This is a genomic window from Wolbachia endosymbiont (group A) of Icerya purchasi (assembly GCF_947251635.1).
In the GTDB taxonomy this organism is placed as follows: Bacteria; Pseudomonadota; Alphaproteobacteria; order Rickettsiales; family Anaplasmataceae; genus Wolbachia; species Wolbachia pipientis.
Map to the genome: position 1 here is coordinate 596,642 of NZ_OX366357.1, position 18,561 is coordinate 615,202.

Below are 18,561 nucleotides of genomic sequence, written 5' to 3' on the forward strand. Positions count from 1 at the left end.
TAAAAGTAAAATGCAATACCTTAAAAGCAACTTTCTTAATATGCTCAACGTGTATATTAACCAAAATTTAGTACAGAGGTTCGCTTGTTAGTGCATTATAACTCGACTATTTATTCTATGGAAGTAAAATTTTTCCACCACAAGTTCTTTCCCATTCTTCTTTAAATTTCTTTAGGTATTCTTTTTTTTCGCACTCTAAAAGCAGCTCTTCCGCACTTTTGTTGTAGCTTTCAGTAGTAATCCTTCCCTGATGATGCATGAACCTTAAGTAAATCAAATAAGTGTTAATTACATCTGTTTCACAATAATCTCGAATCTCTTGTATCTTGCCGCTATCGTATAAGTCCATAACTTGTGACCCATCAACTCCAATCTTACCAGGAAGATTAAATGCTGCACAAACTTCGTTCATTTTTACTCTCGCAGAAGCTCCAAAATCAGAGAGGGATTCAAGCAAGTCACAATGCCAATCACTGCTATATCTCTGATTGTAACTATTCCACTTATCGCCAGCTTTATGAAAATATTCCGCTTGAATGCCATGGACCATAGCACGATACTTCAGCACTGGTATATCAAAAGTGCGTCCGTTGAACGAAACTAATCTTGGCTTTTTCTCTGATATGTAGTTAAAAAATCCTTTCACTAGCTCCTTTTCACTGGAATTTAGTGTGCCTCCAGATCTTATTTCTTGCAGTGTGAACACCTCATAACCACTCTGGTAGCTTATATTGCAAAGTAAAAAACTAATAACTACAACAAGGTGAAAAGGCTGACGCAGAAAAGAGTTTTGCCCGTTTGTTATTTCAAGATGATATTTTGTTAATGCATCCCTCTTCTCTTCTACACTATTATCATCACTAATATTGAGTAAATTTTTGCAGGAATTTACATCTGGTATAGTTTCAATATCAAATACCAATAAAGAATTAAGCATTGCCTATATACTCCTCCGGACGGTCGATCCAAGGTCGCACTTTCACAAATAAAAAGAGGTGAACCTTGCACTCAAATAATTTTTCTAGTTCAGCACGCGCTTCGATATTAATTTTTTTAATATTACTGCCATCTTTCCCTAGCACTATTTTTTTATGACTATCTTTCAACACGAATATGATCTGTTTGATGACTAAACTCTTATCTTTTTTTTCCTCAAATTGTTCAGTTATAACAGCTGTAGAGTATGGCAATTCTTCACGCAAGTTCAAGAATAATTTTTCTCTCGTAATTTCTGCTGATAAAAAATTTGTCGAGGAATCGGTTATTTGATCTTCTTCATAAAACCAAGGGCTCACCGGTGCAACTTCAGACAAGTAATTCATCAAATCAGAAAGTCCATCATTCTTTAATGCTGATATCATAAAAACCTTTTCAAATTTATAAAGCAAATTCAGATGCTCATGTGCCATCTTTAATTCAGGCCTTTTTACCAAATCAGTTTTATTGATAACCAAAATGCATCTGCCTTTTGTGCGCTGCAGCCACATAAATATAGTCTTAATTCTTTCTATATTTTTCAAATAATTGCTTACATCAACAAGCAACAAAGTGATGTCACTATCCTTAACTGCCGACCATGCAGATTTGACTAAAGCTTTTTCAAGTTTTGTTTCTGCTGAGAAAATTCCTGGGGAGTCAGTAAAGACAATTTGTGTGTTGTTACATGTTGCAACACCCCTTATTTGCGTCCTTGTTGTTTGCACTTTAGGGGTGACAATTGCAATTTTCTTGCCTATGATGCTGTTAATTAATGTAGACTTCCCAGCATTTGGTAAGCCAGCTATGGTTACAAATAAGCATTTTTGTTCTTTCACAAAGAAAATTATAAAGAAAACTGAATGCCCGCGTCAAGCTACTTATATGACAAGAAGGATGACAGAACCCTTTTTGGTTGGCATGCAAAAAGGAAAAAAACTTATTCTACAAATTAAAAATACAATATACTCAAAAACTTTTCAGAAAATCCATAGGAGGGTTTGCTAATGAAGGCTCTTAAGTTGACGCCATTGCCTGAACGACTGCTTGATTTAAGGGTAACGTTTTAACCATAAGGTCACTAACTCCTTAATATGTGTGTTCATAATTTGATTTTCCACGAAAGACATAATAGCAATAACCAGTGTAAGTTAAAATGATTGGTAAAAGCGGTATTATAACAATGAGCATTAAAGATAAACTTGGCCCAGAAGCAGCTGCATCCAGAATGGTATATTGAAAAGGTATAATCCATGGGTAGATACTAATTCCTAAACCTAAATATCCCATAAAAAAAATAGCAATACTGAGAAAGAATGGACGGTACTCCTGTTTAGTATTCTGAAGATCAAACCACAGCATGAAAAATAGCCAAGATGTGAGTAATGGAATAGAAAATAAATAATAAAAATTTGGCATGCTAAACCAAAAGTTTTTAATACGTTCATTTAAAAATGGTGTCACTACACTCACTAGTCCCATGAAAATACCTACAAAACCAAGCGTATAAGAAGCAACCTTGCGTGCCCATTCTTGTGTTATATTTTCTGTCTTCATTATGAGCCATGTAGAACCTAAAAGTGCATATCCAAATATCACAGCAATGCCTGTCATTACACTAAAAGCACTTGCCCAATCAAATTGGCCACCAGAAAAGTTGCGTCCGTTTACTTCTACACCATGTATAAATGCACCTAAAATCATGCCTTGGCAAAATGCAGCACCAAGTGACCCAAAATGAAAGGCATAATCCCATAATCGCCTGTATTTTCCTTCTGCCTTAAAACGAAACTCAAAGGATACTCCGCGCACTATAAGGCCAAGCAGCATAATAATGATTGGAGTATAAAAAGCAGGCATTAATATTGAATATGCAAGAGGAAAAGCAGCAAACAACCCTCCACCACCTAGTACCAACCATGTTTCGTTTCCATCCCAAAATGGTGCAATTGAACTTATCATGTGATCACGGCATTTATCTGACGGTGCAAAAGGAAGTAAAATACCAATACCTAAATCAAACCCATCCATTAAAATATACAGTAAAACAGCTATGGCAATTAGTAGTCCCCAGATTAGGGGTAAATTAATTAAGGAAGAAAAATCAAACATGATTGTTGCCCTTTCCAGATGTACCAGCATCAATCACTGAAGCTCCAATGCCGTGTTTATAAAATTGCTCTTCTTCTTTAATGACAGGAATTCCTTTGTATATAAGTTTCAGGATATAGTAACTGCCTGCTCCAAATATAAGGGTATACATAACGATAAATGCAATCAAAGACCATGCAACCTGAGGACCGGTAATCGCAGGTGAAAATGATTCAATTGTGCGCATAATTCCATATAGAGTGTAAGGTTGACGACCAATTTCAGTAGTGAACCAACCTGCAAGTAACGCTATGAACCCAGACGGCATCATTGATATCCACCATCCATGTAAGAAACAACTTTGGAATAATTTGCCACGAAGATACTGTATAACACTTACTAACCCAATTATGATCATTAAAATTCCAACTCCAACCATTATACGGAAGGACCAGAATACCCATACTACAGGTGGTCTATCTTCTTTTTTCCATTCCTTTAATCCTTTTACTTCTCCTAAAAAATCATGTGTTAAGATCAAGCTGGCAAGATTAGGAATTTTTATCTCGTAGTGATTAATTTCATTTTGCTGATCCGGATAAGCAAATAAAAGTAAGCCAGCCCCTTTTTCGGTTTCCCATATACCTTCCATTGCAGCAATCTTAGCAGGTTGATGCTTTAGTGTATTTAATCCATGCCTATCCCCCATGAACAGCTGAAATGGTGCAGCTAAAGCTACCATAATGGTTGCCATACCAAGCATAATTCTTGCTTGAGGAGCATGTCGTTTTCTCCAAAGATAAAATGCTCCTACACCACCAACCACAAAAGCTGTTGTAAGATAGGCTGCTGTTACCATATGAATAAAGCGATAAGGGAAAGAAGGATTAAAAATAATCTCTAACCAATTGGTTGGATATAGTAGACCATTCTCACCAATCGTGAATCCAGCGGGTGTTTGCATCCAACTGTTGGCTGCAATAATCCAAAAAGCTGAAATAAGCGTTCCCACTGCAACAATACAAGTAGAAGCAAAGTGCATACGAGAACTTACTCTATTCCATCCAAATAGCATAATACTCAAAAAAGATGCCTCCAGAAAAAAGGCTGTTAAAACCTCAAAGGAAAATAGAGGGCCGAGAACATTGGCTATGCGGTCAGAAAAAATTGACCAATTGGTACCAAGTTGATATGACATTACAACTCCAGATACCACTCCCATGCCAAAAGCAACAGCAAAAATCTTGATCCAGAATTTATAAACATCACGGAAACGTGTATCACCAGTCTTAAGCCAACACCATTCCAAAAAGGCTAGAAAACTTGCAAGCCCGATCGTGAAAGCAGGAAATATAATGTGAAAGCCTATTGTGAAGGCAAACTGAATTCGAGCTAATAATAAAGGATCAAATTTAAACATTTTACCTAATACCCGTGTATTACAAATAATAGCCAAATCTGCCTATAATTCAATCCATTTTTTCACAAAATTGACCTTACCCAGAAAAAGTAGAGAGAAAGTTAAGACGTTTTTGTCATGAGAATAAATTGTGCAGGAATACAACTGTTCACTTGTCATACCGTCACGGTATCTCTAGATTCCGCTAACACGTAGCGGAATGACGATTGTCAGGCCAGCGCCCCATAAGTGTTGAAAGTATCAAAAATAACGTGATATGAGATGATCAACGGCATGTAAATTACCTCTGTGAATTGCAGTAATGCTATTTTGAACCCATGTAGATTATTTTTGATTTTATAAACAAGAAATAACAAAGCCGTAATAATAATCATGTAAATATACACCTTCATGCCATTCATAGTATGGCTTAAAAAGTGCTTATATCCAAGATTTTGCTTTATAAATTTAAAGAACACTTCTATATCCATCTGCGCCTATATAGCTCTGTTACTTCATAAGCTGGCATTTCAAACAAGTTTGTCAAAAACCATATTTCATCTCCAATTTTATTTCTGATTTTTATTAGCCGTAGATCATGCTTTTCTGCCACTTTACCTCGTGCACGATAAAGATTAACTATTATATCTTCTAAAATCTCTGATCCATCCGATTTTTGTTCTCTTATAACTTTGTTCCTGCTTATAACATCATGTTTTCTTCCTACTTTAACTCTTGTGATAAATTTGTACTCCTTTTCATCAAATTCGGCAAAAGTTCCAACTTTTCTGATTCCTCTATCAAATAATAAAATATCCTCTTTTTCAACTTTAGCTTCATTAATTGCTCTCACTAATGCCATATCTTCACTACTTTCTTCTTGTCCTTTACAAAATCTTATACTTGTCGGCAATTGATCCTTTAATCCTACACTCACTTTAACTTGACTGTCGTTACTTTTACCGCCTATTTTTAGCCCATCTTTTATGAGATATCCCGATAAATTTATGATCGTCGAATCAAACTTATGTAAGTTATTTGATGTTTTTTGGGGTAATAGCTTTTTAATCTTGCTCATCAAATCAATATATACTCCCTTAAAATATTCTGGATTTATAACTTTTAACCTTTTTGACAAATCACTGTATGTTACTGTACTTTTATCGCTATTCTTATCCATTATACACCTGTCTATTACCATTTCTAGCGCTCTTAGGCTTGTTTTTTGCCCCATTAATATTAACTTCATTAGACCTTTAAATATAATCTTGCCCAACAATTTAGTATTACATTTATCTACTTCACTTAATTTTCCTAGCCTTTCTAAATCCTCATCTTTTATTAAATTTAGTACTCTTTCTATTTGATCCATTATTGCCTCCATTTTCTTGCAATAATAGTTCTTTATGTCTTTTTTGTGTTACTTTCAACACTTATGCGCCGCGGCGGTATGACGTAGGGAGATCTCTACTGCTATTCCACGTCAAGAACAACCATAAGTTCATTAGGGTTCACATAACCTAAAGCATTTTTTGCTTGCTCATCAAGCAGATCTAAATCTAAGCTTTTTTCATATAAGCCAAATACTTTGTTGTCCAACTTTTCCTTTTCAGAAGAGACATCCTTTAGCAAAAGTTTATTGTACTCGATTTCTTTTTTTAAATCGATTAACGTCAATAAACCACGTTTACCTGTAATTGTGCTAATGCTGAAATATAATGTAAAGGAAGAAATGAGTAAGGCTGCGCTTAAACACAGTAACTTTTGCTTCTTTTTAGATATAAGCACCGTACTTTCACATATAAAAATATATAACATGAAAAGGTGAACAAAAAGCTAAGAACCTTGACGCGCTTTACACCTTGGCTTTACCTTATTTATAATGTAAATCTTACCACCCCTTTTCACAACTTTACAATTTTTATCTCTGTTACGATGAGATTTTAGCGACCCTTTGACTTTCATATCTATAGTAAGAATTAAATTACTTTACATTATAATCACTTATCAAGAGTTAGTCAATTGATAACATTTTATTAAAATATTGTATAATTGTTCCTGATACTTCTTCGATCGACTTTTGCGTGACATCGATAATTGGCCAGTTATTCTGTTTAAAGAGCTCCTCTGCTTCTTTAATTTCCTTTTCTACTTTCTCAGGGTTAGCATATATATTATTATCTTCGTTGTTAATTGAAGTAAGTCTATTTTTGCGTATTTCTATTAGCCTACTTACGTCTATTGTTACCCCTATCGTTAGTTTATTTTTTAATTTTGCCAAGTCAATATAAAAGGGTACTCCACTAACAAAAGGAATATTTGCAACTTTATAGCCTCGGTAAGCTAAATACGTACTGGTGGGAGACTTTGATGTACGTGAAACTCCAACCAAAATTATATCTGCTTTATCAATATCTTGAATATTTTGTCCATCATCATGATTAATAGTGTAGTTTATTGCCTCAATGCGCTGAAAATATTCGTTATTTATCTCAGTATGCAAGTCAAGCTTTTCGTCTTTTTCAATTTTAAGATAGGACGAAATTTCTCTAATAATATGTGATAATATTGCTCTATAGGGAATTTTCAACTTTATACAGTTATCTTTTAAATATTTTCTTAGCTCATCATCAGTAATAGTGCATATAACAAAATTATGCTCATCACTTTTCCTATTAATTTCCTCCAGAATTTTGTCAATCTGCTCCTCTTTTTTCACAAAAGACCAAACATATTCGATCGTTTCTATAGAACGAAAGTGTTTCAGAGCTGATTTTGCAACTGATATAACAGTTTCACCACTTGAATCTGATGCTAAGTGTAGATTAAGCTTTTTAATGGTCATGTTTTATATAGTGTTATACTAAAAATAATGGCTAGCAATCTGCTACTGAAATTATGCTAATTTGTTGACCTACGTAAATATAGAAAAACTATCCTGTTGATAAAACTCAAACTAATTGGTAAATTCTTAACACAATTATTCTCAAAACGAATGTTTTTATTAAAGCCTACAAATTTCTCTTATTTTTCTAAGAAAGCTCTACCTTGGCTTGGGGTTATTTGTTTCGCATGTTTTTTAATTGGAATGTCTTTGGCGTTATTCTTCTCTCCAGAAGATTATAAACAAGGAGAAATTGTACGAATCATGTACATTCATGTGCCTTCTGCATGGCTTGCTCTTGGAATATATGGATTAATTGCATCACTCAGTTTCATTTCATTGGTATGGAACAATAGCGTTGCTAGTGTCTTGGCACATGCTGCTGCTCCTGCAGGGACAGTCTTTTCGGCAATATGTTTAATCACAGGCAGCATCTGGGGAAAAGGAACCTGGGGCACTTGGTGGGTATGGGATGCAAGACTTACTTCAATGCTGATTTTACTTTTCCTATATGTTGGCTACCTTTCATTGTGGAGCGCTTTTGATAATGAAGCGAGGGCAGAAAAATCAGCAGCAGTATTTGCCATCTTTAGTGCTATAAATATTCCTATAGTAAAATTTTCCGTGAATTTATGGTCCACTCTCCATCAGCCAGCAAGCATTTTGAGAAAAGGTGGAATAGCAATAGAAAGTTCCCTGCTGTTGCCACTGGTTGCAATGTTTATGTTTTGTGCCACATTTTTTTTAGTAGTGTGGATACTGTATTCACTTTACTTAATTAATTTATATAAGATAAAGAGAGAAATCAGTATGCGGTATTAGGTAGCTTTGTAAGTATACAGGTAAATATGCTAGAGAAAATTAGGCAAAATATCTTTGTTCACTTTAAATACTTGCCTGCTGAAACTGAAGAACGTGCTATGTTATGCGATCTAACTAATTTTAAAAGCAGCAATGACCAACTAACTAGAATAGATCAGGTATTGAATCGAGATCAACTTGAACATTTTACCAACGTTCTTGAAACATATGATGCAACGGCACGTAGTTTTTACGATGAGGTGCGCTGTAAAATAGCAACCGTTGCAACCATGAACTCTAAAATATTTAAAGAGCCTACTAATATCTTTAAACGCGAATTCTGGATTAAGGAAGGAAGTATAGGAAATAGAAGGCTTTTTGGATTTGATGGAATAGGAGATGAGAGTAGAAAAGATATGAACCAAGAAATCAACAGGGGATCTATGGCGAGTGTGTTCAATTTCTAGTCTATTTTTTAGGTAACCAAAAACAGTCTCAATGATAGACCTTTTTCTCAGTAAAATCTTCTCATTTAGCGAAATTAATGTATTTTTCATACCTTTTTTCACCTTGGTAACAAGTTTCAAACCTCGGTCAAACAGCTTCTGAAAAAGCTCTTTTGCAATATAACCTTTGTCACCAAACAAAAGGCCGGTTAATTTTTCCGTCAAATTTGGCACAGGTATCCTATCATCAACATTGCCTTTTGTTAGCGTAAGTGCATGAATTTCACCATTTTCATTGATTACCATATGTAATTTGAAACCAAAAAACCAGCCGTAAGTACTCTTGCTTAATTTTGCAATTCCAGCAAAAACTTTGTTTTTGGATATTCTTTTTGCATGACAAACTGCAATGGGAGTTGTGTCTATATATGAAATTCCAGTGTTTTCTGACTGTCCACAAAGCCAATGCAACAACATTGCTAAATGCCACAAAACCCTAGGCTTTAGAGCAACAAACCTGGTATATGAAGGCAACTTTGGAAACTCTGATTTGTAGAGCAACGTTAGGTAATGTAGATAGAAAGTTTTGAAATTTTTACACGGAGATTGTTGATATAGCAGGATTATTGTCATGATTTCAGAGTGCTCAATTTCCGTTGTTCTTGTGGGTTTTTTACCATTTGGCAGTAGTTTGCCTGCAAAATTTTTCTCTATATCTCTGCAAAAATCATCGACCAAACAAAACAGTTTTGTTATGTCTTCCATGGGTAACCTCATCTATTTTTTTATAATTGCTGAGTTTACCCTGTTTTCTGCCTTTTCTATTCTCCTTTAATCCAGAATTCGCGTTAGGAGGGTGTCATCCCAGTGCTTGACACTGGGATCCAGGAATTTTATTAAGTTGGTAAGCATAAAAGTAGCCGTTTTATGTTAAAATACAACGTTTTAATGATTATGAAAAGGCTGGATTCCAGTGTCAAGCACTGGAATGACAAGAAGAGGGTACTTGGATGACAGGAGAAGGAGGCACTGGCTCTTGGATGGAAAGCTGGATTCCAGGCTGGAATGACACCTCTCTTAGTAAAAATTACTTTTATATCATAACGTTCGTACAGTTGTGCGCACCGCTAGAACAGAGAATATAAAAAAAGCGTTGCCGTCACGTTATATCATAAACTTTTGCTGAAGCTTTCTTTACATCTTCACTTGAAAGTGGAATTAGACCAAGCCTAGATAGGTACCCATCTTCAATGCCGATCGAATCTATAATTTCTTTTATGAATTCTCTTAATCCATCAACATTATCCAGGTGTTCTTTCTTTATGTAAAGGTATAGAGGTCTTGCTAATATATATTTTCCCGATGATATATTTTCGTAAGTTGGCTCAATTCCTGCAATTGTGCTCCCTTGTATTTTATCTTGATTCCTCATTAAAAAGCTAAAACTAAATATTCCTAAGGCATTCTTGTTACTTTTCAATTTTTGTATTATTATGTTTTCATTAATTCCAACTTCTATATACCTTCCGTCATCCCTTATATTACCACATGCTTTCTTTCTTTCTTTCTGATCTTTGTAATTCTCTTTGAAAATTCTTGAGTTCATGCATGAATATTGATCAAGCATAATAGAATTAACCAAAGTTTCGTATGTGCCTGTATTTTGATGTGGACCATAAATTTCAATTTCTGTTTTTGGTAAGGCTTGATTTACATCAGACCAAAACTTCTTATTATTTTTTACTAATTTATCATTTTCTTGAGAATATGCAGATAAAGTTTCAAATAAGTCCTTCTTTGTGAAATCAAATCTATGGCTTTGATTTGAATTTGCAATGACAATTCCATCATAGCCAATGATGATCTCTATCACTTCATTAATTTTATTCCTTTTACATAGTTCTCTTTCTACTTCCTTCATAGGGCGAGATGAAGTGGTGATATCTGGCGTGTCTTCCCCTATTCCTGAGCAAAACATTTTGAACCCTGATCCACTTCCTATCGATTCCACAACTGGAGTCTTAAAAGAGAATACACGATTGAACTCCTCGGCTACAAATGAGATAAAAGGAAAAACGGTTGAAGATCCAACAATTCTGATGTATTTCCTGGCATCAGCATTTGACAGCGGCGTGAATAATACGAATACAAAAATCAGGAGAAAGTTTCTAAGCATTATTTTTAGTTAAGAACATAAATCTAATTATTGTAATAAAAAATCAAACTGAAAAGCTTTAATTGCATGACAAAAGCTACAGTTTACATTTAAATTTTATTTTATATTATTGTAAGTATTACACAACTTTAAGGGGCAATTATGGCAGTTATGCCAGATAAATGGATAAGAGAAAAAGCTGAAAATTTTGGAATGATAGAGCCTTTTGTGAATCACAAAAGTAGCAAAGGTGTCATATCTTTCGGACTATCATCTTACGGTTACGATGCAAGAGTGGATAATAAATTTAAAATTTTTACTAACGTTAATTCAGCCATCGTGGACCCTAAAAATTTCTCTGAGAATAGTTTTATAGATAAAGAAACAGACGTATGCATAATTCCACCAAATAGCTTTGTGCTTGCAAGCACAGTGGAATATTTTCGTATACCAAGAAATGTACTGGTCATTTGTGTTGGTAAATCAACTTACGCAAGGTGTGGAATTATAGTAAACGTTACTCCCTTAGAACCTGGATGGGAAGGTCATGTTACACTCGAGTTCTCAAACACTACTCCACTCCCTGCAAAAATTTACGCCAATGAAGGCGCATGCCAATTCGTATTTTTAAGCGGCGAAAGTGAGTGTGAAAAATCATATGATGATATGAAAGGAAAATATATGAATCAGCATGGTATCACTTTGCCGCTGGTGAAATAATTACTGCTTTCGTTGTGAGCTACCAGGCTGCTCTATAGACAATATGCCACCATTGCCGGAGAGCAAAGTGTGTACTGATTCACTTTGTCTAAGACGTTCAATTGCCTGCCCTTTGTCATCTCCTGTGCGCATACTGCAGCCAAATTGTATATCTATTCCATTCTCAACAATGTTACATGATAACTTCATAGCAGTAGCGAAGCTTTCTTGTTGGTTAGTAGCATCTCCAGTAACAACACTACAAACAGTGAAGTTACGATCATTTCCAACTGTTCGCATCATCACTTCACCATCTCGTATACCATCATTATTTATATCCTTTGCTATAACAGTCTGGTCTACAAATCGCGTATTACCCACTTCTCGAGATATTACTTCTACAGTCGGTTGATTATGTAGTTGACCATTACTTACTAATGCTTGATTATATGCTGAATGGTGTTGTTCTGAATTACTTTGACTATTACTCCCTAGTTCATTTTGCTCGTGCTCTTCATTGTTTTGATGTTGGTCAGTTCTTAATATGCTAGCTTCTTTTTCAACACGCTCATTGTATTCTTTATTATTACTTATCTCAACTTTATTTACTGTTTGACCTTCATCGTTTTCTATGTTTTTTTGACCAAACATGTCTTTATTGATAGCTCGAAAAATAAGAAATGGTATCAGTGAAATTACTAGGTTTAATATAATGCACGGAATTAAAACCACAGCAGCAGCTATACAGATTAGAGATTTAACTATAAACTTTATTACTTTAGATAATCACGATGATTGGAACAAGTAAAAAAGCGTTGATTAATTTTTTCCAGAACTAGTTGTATTATTCAGTGATGCAAGATAGCTTTGACCAACATTAGCAATCCGTTTTGTACCAGACAAAACTCTTTTACTATTCTCTTCCGACATTTCAAATTTCATTTTCACTACTATTTTTATAATACTAAATTATGCTAATATAATATTGTAAAGTCAACTCAAATTTCTACTTCCGCACTTTTTCATTGTTGCTTACAATGATTATAGCTACATCATGTGCTTTTCTTAATTAAAAACTTCAATTATTTATTGTAAATTATTGAATTTCCTACTATTTAGTAGCAAATTGTCATCCAAGTGGCTGTAAAATGACAAATTCGTCATTCCGCTACTAGTTAGCGGAATCTATGCTAAGAGATACCGCGAATGAATCGCGGTATGACGGTTCGCGGCGGCATAACGATAAGCTCGTCATCCCGCTGCTTGTTAGCGGGATCTATCCGCGGCGGCATGACGTAGAGCCTACATTAGCTATAGAAACAAAAAGGAGGATTATCATGTCCACAATAATTTTATCGTCAATTTTAGGTCAAGTTGGCAGCATTTTTGGGCCAATTGGCAAGATTATCGGCTCAGAACTAGGTGCTCTTCTTGGTGCACAGCTCGATGGTGCAATATTTGGTTTGGATGCAGAACAGAAAGTAACGCATGGAGCGAGACTAAAGAATTTGCAGGTTCAAACCTCAACCTACGGCAGAACGATCCCAATTATCTATGGTACTGCCCGAGTTGCAGGGAACATTATTTGGTCGCAGCCAATCAAAGAAGAGGCGATAACCACAAAAAGTAAAATTGGAAGAGGTATGAATGTTGAGTATAATTACTATGCAACGCTTGCAATTGCGATCTGCAAGGGGAAAGTAGAAAAATTAAACAGAATCTGGGCAGATACAACATCACTTAGCTTTGATGAAATAGATTATACTTTTTACCGCGGTACAGAAGACCAAGATCCCGATCCATTTATGTCATCAATTGAAGGAGAGAGAAATGTGCCGGCTTACAGGGGAATATCTTACATAGTCATCAAGAATTTTCCTTTAGCAGACTATAATAACCGCGTTCCGGTATTCACATTTGAAGTGCAAACTGCATTAGAGCCCAGTGGATTTTCAATAGCAGAAAATATTCGAAATATCAATATTATACCAGGCTCAGGAGAATTTGTGTATGATACAAAAATACAGAAGAAAATCGCGCAAGAGAAAATAAGCAGCAACCAATATATCCCATATGGGCTGACACAAAGGGTAAATCATAACAACCACACTAAAAAGAGCGATGCAGTGCTTTCTTTGGATCAATTAAAGGGAGATTTACCAAATGTTGAGTGGGTATCGGTAGTAGTCAATTGGTTTGTGAATGATCTGAACATTAAAGATTGTAAAATATACCCTGCAGTTGAATTTCAAGATGATTCCGCAATATTACCTGATGATTGGCAAGTAGGAAGTAGTACCAGAGATGATGCTCAGCTAATTTCAAAAGATGATAATGGAAACCCAAGATATGGTGGCACAGTTAGTGATTCAGCGCTAATAAGATATATAGAAGAGCTACACAGCCGAGGCTACAAGGTGATGCTCTATCCAATGCCCTTGCTCGACACAGAAAATAAAGAGTGGCGAGGAAGGTTGAGCGGGACTCCTGAAGATATAAGTGATTTTTTTAAGAATCAGTACAACAAATTTATAGAGCATTATGCAAGCATTGCCAGACAAACTAAAGTGGAAGGGTTTATCATCGGTTCTGAACTTGTGCGGCTTACCAAAATTAGAGATGAACAAGGTAATTACCCTGCCGTTATAGAGCTAGTTAAGCTTGCAAAGCGAATAAAACTTCAGCTTGGAAAAGAAGTAACGGTAACTTACGCTGCTGATTGGAGTGAATACCACTCATATGATGGTTGGTATAATATGGATGAGCTTTGGTCTTCACAGTACATCGACGTTGTTGTCATAGATGCTTATTTTCCACTGACTGATGGGCCAGAGCCTCCTTTTGGTTATTCCGCGGAAGATGTAATGGGTGGTTGGAGCAGTGGAGTGGGGTATGATTATTTCTATGATTACTCAAAAAGTGAGCCTGAAAAAGTAAAGTATAACGACAGCAGGTATGCGTGGAAAAACATAGAAAAATGGTGGAGTGAAACTCACATAAACCCCGGCGGTAGTAAAACAAAATGGCAACCAAAAATGAAAAAAAATATGGTTTACTGAATATGGATTTTCCAGTATGAACGGCTGCACTAATGAGCCAAATGTATTTGTTGATAAAGGCAGCATAGAGAGCAAATATCCACGATATTCAAACGGAGAGGTGAGCTTTCTTTCGCAAAAAATTGCAATTGAAGGAACGCTAAAGAAGTGGCAAAGCTCAGAGATGGTGGAAAGAATGTTTCTCTGGGCATGGGATGCAAGGCCATTTCCTTACTTTCCCAATTTGTGTGATATGTGGACTGATTGCCATAATTGGCAGACAGGCCATTGGATTCAGGGAAAGCTTTCACAGCTTAATATTTCCGATGTTTTATCGGATCTATTACAAAAAGCAGGTTTAAAAAGCGATCAGTTCGATACAAGCAACGTCAAAGGGTTATTGTCTGGGTATGTGATAAACGACCAGCAATCGGTACGTTCAATTATTAAAATGCTGCAAAGTTGCTATTTTTTGATGTGGTTGAACAGGACTCTAAACTGAAATTTGTTCAAAAGGGCAGGGGAGTTACAACTGTAATGCCAATTGGTGAAACGGTTTTCAGTAACAATTCAAAACTTGCTAATATCAGTCAATTAGATTTAAACAATAAAGTTAACATCGTTTACTTTAACCGCAATTTTGGCTATCCAATTGATGTTAAATACGCTGAGTTGCCAAAGCAAGGCACTGCTATAACAGTTGAAATACCGCTCATTATGGAAGAGGGGGAGGCGCAAAATATCGCTGAGGTTTTACTTTATTCTTCGTGGCAAGAGAGAAATATATACAATTTCAAGTTACCGATAAAATATGCATGGCTTGTGCCAAGTGATGTAATAACGATTTTAGACGGTGAGAAAAAGCATACGGTGAGAATTATAAAAACAAAATTTGAAAGCATGGCCATTCAAGTAAGTGGTGTTGGTTATGATCACTCTATATATAAACGCGAATTCTGGATTAAGGAAGGAAGTATAGGAAATAGAAGGCTTTTTGGATTTGATGGAATAGGAGATGAGAGTAGAAAAGATATGAACCAAGAAATCAACAGGGGATCTATGGCGAGTGTGTTCAATTTCTAGTCTATTTTTTAGACGCGAATTCTGGATTAAAGGAGAATAGAAAAGGCAGAAAACAGGGTAAACTCAGCAATTATAAAAAAATAGATGAGGTTACCCATGGAAGACATAACAAAACTGTTTTGTTTGGTCGATGATTTTTGCAGAGATATAGAGAAAAATTTTGCAGGCAAACTACTGCCAAATGGTAAAAAACCCACAAGAACAACGGAAATTGAGCACTCTGAAATCATGACAATAATCCTGCTATATCAACAATCTCCGTGTAAAAATTTCAAAACTTTCTATCTACATTACCTAACGTTGCTCTACAAATCAGAGTTTCCAAAGTTGCCTTCATATACCAGGTTTGTTGCTCTAAAGCCTAGGGTTTTGTGGCATTTAGCAATGTTGTTGCATTGGCTTTGTGGACAGTCAGAAAACACTGGAATTTCATATATAGACACAACTCCCATTGCAGTTTGTCATGCAAAAAGAATATCCAAAAACAAAGTTTTTGCTGGAATTGCAAAATTAAGCAAGAGTACTTACGGCTGGTTTTTTGGTTTCAAATTACATATGGTAATCAATGAAAATGGTGAAATTCATGCACTTACGCTAACAAAAGGCAATGTTGATGATAGGATACCTGTGCCAAATTTGACGGAAAAATTAACCGGCCTTTTGTTTGGTGACAAAGGTTATATTGCAAAAGAGCTTTTTCAGAAGCTGTTTGACCGAGGTTTGAAACTTGTTACCAAGGTGAAAAAAGGTATGAAAAATACATTAATTTCGCTAAATGAGAAGATTTTACTGAGAAAAAGGTCTATCATTGAGACTGTTTTTGGTTACCTAAAAAATAGACTAGAAATTGAACACACTCGCCATAGATCCCCTGTTGATTTCTTGGTTCATATCTTTTCTACTCTCATCTCCTATTCCATCAAATCCAAAAAGCCTTCTATTTCCTATACTTCCTTCCTTAATCCAGAATTCGCGTCTCTAGATCCCGCTAACAAGCAGCGGGATGACGATTGTCGTTTAGCTATAAATATTAAGAAATTTACCAAACGAAAAAAAAGGCAAAAGAAGCCCCGTGGTTATTATCCGCTTTAAAATATTGGCGTTTTTTATGTTTTAAACGCTTGACAAGCGAAATTCAGCTGCTTTTAATTGCAACTAACTTACGCTGCAAATGTTTAAGAAATTTACTAAGCAAAAAAAAGACAAAGAATCCCCGAGTTAGCTAGTCTTTTACTATCTCTGTCGAGTATTGGCATTTTTTGATGTCTTGTAACGCTTTATAAGCGCGTTCAGCTTATTTAGATAAAAATCTAGATGTAGATGAAGTTTTGTAAAGACATACAGTATCTATATACTGCAAAAAATTGAACATAAGACGCCGATACATTAAGTAATCCTTACCTTTTAATCTGCAGATTGGCGAAAGCAAATACAATAGCTTCAGTTTCATGATAAGGGGGCTGGCGAAGGATGTCAAGTAATTTTCTTATTTCATTTAAATTGCTTGTAACCTTCTTATACACTCATCTTTACCAAGAATCACCATGATATCGATGATTCCAGGTGCATCCATTACTCCAGTTATAGGGGCACGTAATGAGTGGTATACACCGCTTACTTTCATATCATGTGATTTTGCACATTCCTTGATCTGAGAAGATAAAAAACCCTTATTCCAATTTTCATCACCGATCTTTGACAGAAATGATGCGAGTAACTTAATTACATTGAGGTTAGATTTGACAATTTGACAAGCTTCTTCACTTAAATCAAGTGGCGGATCTTGAATATAAAATTTTGCTAAATCCAATAATTCGGTCAGGTAGTTTGCTCTTTTTTTCAGCTCTGTCAGTCCCTGCAGTAAATAGCCCTTTTTTTTGTCAGTTAGAGTATTTTCTCTAAGCATTAGAGTCAGAATATCTTCATTGCTCATATTACTAATATAGTGGTTATTCAAATGCTCCAGTTTTTTGAAATCTAGCCGTGCAGGTGAACGACCAATACTTTCTAAATTAAACCACTCTATTGCTTGCTCATCGCTAATAATCTCATCGTTACCGTGACTCCAGCCAAGTCTCAGCAAGTAATTACGCATCGCTTTCGGCAATATTCCCATCTTTTCATAATCGCAAACGCTTGTGGCACCATGCCTTTTGGATAGCTTATTCCCATCTTCCCCATGGATAAGCGGCACATGTGCAAAGCGTGGAATGTCAAAATCAAGAGCCTGGTATATTAGCAATTGCTTAAAAGTATTAGTGAGATGGTCAGAACCGCGTATTATATCAGTTATTCCAGCATCATGATCGTCAACTACTACGGCAAAAATATATGTTGGAGTGTTATCAAAGCGTAAGATTACTATGTCATCAAGTTGGTCGCTATTTACTTTAATTTGACCGTATATTTTATCATCAACAACGATCTCTTGTGAGTCTGGCACTTTGAAACGGATAACTGACCTCACACCCGATGTCATTCCAGCGCGTGACCACATATTTTTTTCTGGATCCCAGTGTCGGCTACTTGGATGACAAGAAGGAGGTTTTGTAGTACACTTATGCTTATATATCTTGCCCTCCTCTCTTGCTTTTGTCTTCCTTTCTGTAACTTCATCTTCAGGGCAATAACAGTGATACGCCCTACCCCTCTCAACTAAAAGGTTTGCTACTTCAATGTGCCGCTCTATTCTTTTTGACTGATATACTATTTCCCCATCATAGCTCATACCGAGCCATCTTAGCCCTTCTATAATTGCATCAATTGCTTCTTGCGTTGAACGTTTTCTGTCGGTGTCTTCAATTCTCAGCAAAAACCTGCCACCATGATGCTTTGCATAGAGCCAATTAAATAACGCAGTGCGGGCCCCTCCAATATGCAAAAACCCTGTGGGTGATGGAGCGAATCTCGTGACTATACCTGGCATATTTGTCCGTTACAGTAATATAAATGATGATAGCTAAAATTTATGTTTGTAACAATTTAGAATT

At 35.7% G+C, this 18,561-nt stretch carries 15 protein-coding genes and 4 pseudogenes; 6 read left to right on the plus strand and 13 right to left on the minus strand.

Annotated elements, in window-relative coordinates; all coding sequences use genetic code 11:
* Window positions 1-115 precede the first annotated feature (115 nt).
* The 8 genes from OPR17_RS03220 to OPR17_RS03255 all read right to left on the minus strand — a co-directional run bounded on the left by OPR17_RS03220 (window position 116) and on the right by OPR17_RS03255 (window position 7,310).
* Window positions 116-937: a 3'-5' exonuclease gene (locus tag OPR17_RS03220; RefSeq protein ID WP_265022063.1), complete on the minus strand. Its 822-nt coding sequence runs from the start codon at window positions 935-937 to the stop codon at window positions 116-118.
* The gene (gene era / locus OPR17_RS03225; RefSeq protein WP_265022064.1) at window positions 930-1,814 is read right to left on the minus strand and encodes a GTPase Era; all 885 of its coding nucleotides are present in this window, start codon (window positions 1,812-1,814) and stop codon (window positions 930-932) included. Before era ends, OPR17_RS03220 begins: the two co-directional genes overlap by 8 nt.
* Before the next feature lie 250 nt (window positions 1,815-2,064).
* On the minus strand, window positions 2,065-3,087 hold the full coding sequence (gene cydB / locus OPR17_RS03230) for a cytochrome d ubiquinol oxidase subunit II (protein ID WP_265022065.1): 1,023 nt from the start codon (window positions 3,085-3,087) through the stop codon (window positions 2,065-2,067).
* The gene (locus tag OPR17_RS03235; RefSeq protein ID WP_265022066.1) at window positions 3,080-4,486 is read right to left on the minus strand and encodes a cytochrome ubiquinol oxidase subunit I; all 1,407 of its coding nucleotides are present in this window, start codon (window positions 4,484-4,486) and stop codon (window positions 3,080-3,082) included. The genes cydB and OPR17_RS03235 overlap by 8 nt, the downstream gene beginning before the upstream one ends.
* A 460-nt stretch (window positions 4,487-4,946) precedes the next feature.
* Entirely contained in the window at window positions 4,947-5,849 is a 903-nt protein-coding gene (locus OPR17_RS03240) for a transposase (protein ID WP_265021314.1), read from the minus strand.
* Between the two features lie 89 nt (window positions 5,850-5,938).
* The gene (locus tag OPR17_RS03245) at window positions 5,939-6,253 is read right to left on the minus strand and encodes an FtsB family cell division protein (RefSeq protein WP_265022067.1); all 315 of its coding nucleotides are present in this window, start codon (window positions 6,251-6,253) and stop codon (window positions 5,939-5,941) included.
* A 48-nt stretch (window positions 6,254-6,301) separates the two neighbouring features.
* Window positions 6,302-6,430, minus strand: coding sequence for a type B 50S ribosomal protein L36 (gene ykgO / locus OPR17_RS03250; protein ID WP_006279631.1), 129 nt, complete (start codon window positions 6,428-6,430; stop codon window positions 6,302-6,304).
* Window positions 6,431-6,479: 49 nt separating this feature from the next.
* Window positions 6,480-7,310, minus strand: a complete 831-nt coding sequence (locus OPR17_RS03255; RefSeq protein ID WP_265022068.1) for a pyruvate, water dikinase regulatory protein — start codon at window positions 7,308-7,310, stop codon at window positions 6,480-6,482.
* 150 nt (window positions 7,311-7,460) lie between these two features.
* Between OPR17_RS03255 and ccmC the strand changes: the two genes are divergently transcribed.
* Window positions 7,461-8,171 carry a heme ABC transporter permease CcmC gene (gene ccmC, locus OPR17_RS03260; protein ID WP_265022069.1) on the plus strand — a complete coding sequence of 237 codons (711 nt, stop codon included), beginning with the start codon at window positions 7,461-7,463 and terminating at the stop codon, window positions 8,169-8,171.
* Window positions 8,172-8,497: 326 nt separating this feature from the next.
* Here the strand turns inward: ccmC and OPR17_RS03265 are convergent.
* Both OPR17_RS03265 and OPR17_RS03270 read right to left on the minus strand, forming a co-directional pair.
* Window positions 8,498-9,361: pseudogene (locus OPR17_RS03265) on the minus strand (IS982 family transposase); the annotation flags it as partial.
* A 394-nt stretch (window positions 9,362-9,755) separates the two neighbouring features.
* Complete coding sequence (locus OPR17_RS03270; RefSeq protein ID WP_265022070.1) at window positions 9,756-10,772, minus strand: substrate-binding domain-containing protein; 1,017 nt, start codon at window positions 10,770-10,772, stop codon at window positions 9,756-9,758.
* A gap of 141 nt (window positions 10,773-10,913) precedes the next feature.
* On the opposite strand from OPR17_RS03270, the gene dcd reads away from it, so the two are divergent.
* The gene (dcd, locus tag OPR17_RS03275; RefSeq protein ID WP_006280485.1) at window positions 10,914-11,471 is read left to right on the plus strand and encodes a dCTP deaminase; all 558 of its coding nucleotides are present in this window, start codon (window positions 10,914-10,916) and stop codon (window positions 11,469-11,471) included.
* Here dcd and OPR17_RS03280 read toward each other — a convergent pair whose 3' ends face one another.
* On the minus strand, window positions 11,472-12,182 hold the full coding sequence (locus OPR17_RS03280; RefSeq protein WP_265022071.1) for a hypothetical protein: 711 nt from the start codon (window positions 12,180-12,182) through the stop codon (window positions 11,472-11,474).
* Window positions 12,183-12,787: 605 nt separating this feature from the next.
* On the opposite strand from OPR17_RS03280, the gene OPR17_RS03285 reads away from it, so the two are divergent.
* The 3 genes and pseudogenes from OPR17_RS03285 to OPR17_RS03295 form a co-directional block, all read left to right on the plus strand.
* Window positions 12,788-14,509: a baseplate megatron protein TIM-barrel domain-containing protein gene (locus OPR17_RS03285; RefSeq protein ID WP_265022072.1), complete on the plus strand. Its 1,722-nt coding sequence runs from the start codon at window positions 12,788-12,790 to the stop codon at window positions 14,507-14,509.
* Between the two features lie 16 nt (window positions 14,510-14,525).
* On the plus strand, window positions 14,526-14,990 hold the full coding sequence (locus tag OPR17_RS03290; RefSeq protein ID WP_265022073.1) for a baseplate megatron protein TIM-barrel domain-containing protein: 465 nt from the start codon (window positions 14,526-14,528) through the stop codon (window positions 14,988-14,990).
* Window positions 14,966-15,313: pseudogene (locus tag OPR17_RS03295) on the plus strand (phage tail protein); the annotation flags it as partial. The gene OPR17_RS03290 and the pseudogene OPR17_RS03295, both read left to right, overlap by 25 nt.
* Before the next feature lie 138 nt (window positions 15,314-15,451).
* On the opposite strand, the pseudogene OPR17_RS03300 reads toward OPR17_RS03295, so the two are convergent.
* A pseudogene (locus tag OPR17_RS03300) lies at window positions 15,452-15,583 on the minus strand (IS982 family transposase); the annotation flags it as partial.
* Window positions 15,584-15,667: 84 nt separating this feature from the next.
* Here OPR17_RS03300 and OPR17_RS03305 point away from each other — a divergent pair.
* Window positions 15,668-16,531 (plus strand): annotated as a pseudogene (locus OPR17_RS03305) (IS982 family transposase); the annotation flags it as partial.
* A 535-nt stretch (window positions 16,532-17,066) separates the two neighbouring features.
* Here OPR17_RS03305 and gltX read toward each other — a convergent pair.
* Complete coding sequence (gene gltX, locus OPR17_RS03310; RefSeq protein ID WP_265022074.1) at window positions 17,067-18,497, minus strand: glutamate--tRNA ligase; 1,431 nt, start codon at window positions 18,495-18,497, stop codon at window positions 17,067-17,069.
* Between the last annotated feature and the right edge of the window lie 64 nt (window positions 18,498-18,561).

Excerpts from the sequence above, each read along its gene's own strand:
- OPR17_RS03220 (WP_265022063.1), bottom strand. The coding sequence starts at position 937 with ATGCTTAATTCTTTATTGGTATTTGATATTGAAACTATACCAGATGTA.
- cydB (WP_265022065.1), bottom strand. The coding sequence starts at position 3,087 with ATGTTTGATTTTTCTTCCTTAATTAATTTACCCCTAATCTGGGGACTA.
- OPR17_RS03235 (WP_265022066.1), bottom strand. The coding sequence starts at position 4,486 with ATGTTTAAATTTGATCCTTTATTATTAGCTCGAATTCAGTTTGCCTTC.
- OPR17_RS03240 (WP_265021314.1), bottom strand. The coding sequence starts at position 5,849 with ATGGAGGCAATAATGGATCAAATAGAAAGAGTACTAAATTTAATAAAA.
- ykgO (WP_006279631.1), bottom strand. The coding sequence starts at position 6,430 with ATGAAAGTCAAAGGGTCGCTAAAATCTCATCGTAACAGAGATAAAAAT.
- OPR17_RS03255 (WP_265022068.1), bottom strand. The coding sequence starts at position 7,310 with ATGACCATTAAAAAGCTTAATCTACACTTAGCATCAGATTCAAGTGGT.
- ccmC (WP_265022069.1), top strand. The coding sequence starts at position 7,461 with ATGTTTTTATTAAAGCCTACAAATTTCTCTTATTTTTCTAAGAAAGCT.
- OPR17_RS03270 (WP_265022070.1), bottom strand. The coding sequence starts at position 10,772 with ATGCTTAGAAACTTTCTCCTGATTTTTGTATTCGTATTATTCACGCCG.
- dcd (WP_006280485.1), top strand. The coding sequence starts at position 10,914 with ATGGCAGTTATGCCAGATAAATGGATAAGAGAAAAAGCTGAAAATTTT.
- OPR17_RS03285 (WP_265022072.1), top strand. The coding sequence starts at position 12,788 with ATGTCCACAATAATTTTATCGTCAATTTTAGGTCAAGTTGGCAGCATT.
- OPR17_RS03290 (WP_265022073.1), top strand. The coding sequence starts at position 14,526 with ATGAACGGCTGCACTAATGAGCCAAATGTATTTGTTGATAAAGGCAGC.
- gltX (WP_265022074.1), bottom strand. The coding sequence starts at position 18,497 with ATGCCAGGTATAGTCACGAGATTCGCTCCATCACCCACAGGGTTTTTG.